General features: G+C 72.7%; 2 protein-coding genes. Both read left to right on the top strand.

Going from position 1 to position 2,036, the window contains the following annotated elements; genetic code table 11:
* A partial coding sequence (locus tag ACJ73U_RS36930; protein WP_407782402.1) for an MFS transporter occupies positions 1 to 877 on the top strand: 877 nt, incomplete at its 5' end.
* A gap of 47 nt (positions 878 to 924) precedes the next feature.
* Positions 925 to 1,914 (top strand): kinase, encoded by a 990-nt coding sequence (locus tag ACJ73U_RS36935; protein WP_407782403.1) that lies wholly within the window; start codon positions 925 to 927, stop codon positions 1,912 to 1,914.
* Positions 1,915 to 2,036: the final 122 nt, after the last annotated feature.

Raw genomic sequence — 2,036 nt, forward strand, 5'->3', positions numbered from 1 at the left:
GTTCTTCGGGCCGGCCTTCGACGCGGTGGTGCCGCGGTTGGTGCCGGCCGGCGACCTGGTCGCCGCGAACGCGATCAACGGGCAGAACCGCCAGCTCACGAGGCTGATCGGGCCGGTGCTGGGCGGCGTGCTCGCCGCGACGGGCGGCGTCCTGCTCGTCGCCGTCGTGGACCTGGTCAGCTACCTGCTGGCCGCGGCGCTGGTCGCCATGGTCCGGGCGGCGCCGGCGCGGGAGGAGGCCGTCGGGCCCGCGCCCCGGTCCGGCCGCCTGAGGCGCGAGTGGGCGGCGGGCATCCGGGTGTGCTTCGGCCGTCGGGAACTGACCACCATTTTCGTCTTCCGAGTGCTGAACGGTTTCGGCGAGGGCGTGCTGTCGGTGCTGCTCGCCCCCCTCATCATCGGCGTGCTCAATGCGGACAGCGCCGAATACGGCTCGGTGCTCTCCACACAGGCGATCGGCGGAATCGCGGGGGCACTGGCGGTCGCCGCGCTCGGCTCCCGCTTCCAGCCGCGATTCCTGCTCGGTTACGGCGCCCTGCTGTTCGGCATCCTGGACCTGGCGATCGCGCTCTATCCGCTCGCCATTCCGCGGCTGTGGCCGCTCTTCGTGCTCATCTGCCTCGTCGGTGCGCCGGCCGCGGCCATGTTCACCGGCTTCAACACGATCCAGCAGCTGGGGACGCCGGACGACTTCCGGGGCCGGGTGTTCGGCGCGATCAGCACGGGGTGGGCGACCGCCATGGTCCTCGGTGTCGTCGTCGCCAGCACGCTCGGCGACGTGGTGGGCGTCATCGCGGTCATCTCGCTGCAGGGCGTCGTGCACATCATCGCCGGGCCGTTCGTCCTCGCCCGCCTCGGCGCTACACCGGCGGGCTAGGACGCGCCGCTGGTCCCGGAGACGGCCCGGTGAACGGAGTTCGCGGAGTGAACCATCAGCAGGGGGCGGGCGTGGAACCGGTGGGCACCACCGTGCGGGAGGCGGGGGTCGGCCGGCGCAGTGGTGTCGGCAGCTCGTTCGGCACCTTCGGCGAACTGCTGCAGGGTGCGCTTCCCGGCGCCGGTGAGGACTTCCTGGTCACCCTGCCGATCGCACGCTGGTCCACCGCGCGGCTCACCCTGGTGCCCGGCACCACGGAGCTGCTGGTCGAGCCCGCGGGCAAGCACAAGGCGCTGCGGGCCGCCCGGCTCATGCTGGACGCCTACGGCATCCGGCACGGCGGCACGCTCGAGCTCGCCAGCGACCTGCCCGAGGGCAAGGGCATGTCGAGCTCGTCCGCCGACCTGGTGGCGACCGTGCGCGCCGTCGCCAGCGCCCTCGGCGTGCCCGTCACACCCCAGGAGACCGAGTCCTACCTGCGGCCGATCGAGCCGACCGACGGCCTGATGTACCGCGACGTCGTGGCGTTCTACCACCAGAAGGTGAAGCTGCACCGCACGCTCGGCCCGGTGCCGCCGCTCACCATCGTCGGCATCGACGAGGGCGGCCAGGTGGACACCGTGGCGTTCAACGCGTCCCGGCCGGTGATCACCGCGGCGCAGCGGCGTGAGTACGCCGCACTGCTCGACAGGTTGACCACCGCGCTGTCCACCGGCGACCTGCGGACGGTCGGCGCCGTCGCCACCCGCAGCGCGGTGCTCAACCAGGAGCGGTGCCGCAAGCGGCATCTGCCGTGGGCGCTGGAGGTCTGCCGGGACCTCGGCGCGCTCGGCGTCGCCGTGGCCCACAGCGGCACCGTGATCGGCATCGTCGTGTCCGGCGAGGACCCGCGGCACGCGCAGAAGGTCACCGACATCGCCGCCGCCGCCACCGAGCTGGCCGGCGCCGTGTCGGTCGACCACACGCTCGGTCTGGCGGACGCCAGCCGGTCGGTTGGTGTTCCAGTCATCCGAAGTGGAGTGCCCGATGGGGACTGAGTTGCGAACGCGGTCCGTGGTCGACGGATTCGAGGCCCGGGTCCGCGAGACACCGGACGCGGTGGCCGTGGTGGACGTCGACGGCACGCCGGTGACCTACGGGGAGCTGAACGAGCGGGCGA

It is taken from the genome of Actinophytocola sp. (genome assembly GCF_045807065.1).
Classification (GTDB): Bacteria; Actinomycetota; Actinomycetes; order Mycobacteriales; family Pseudonocardiaceae; genus Actinophytocola.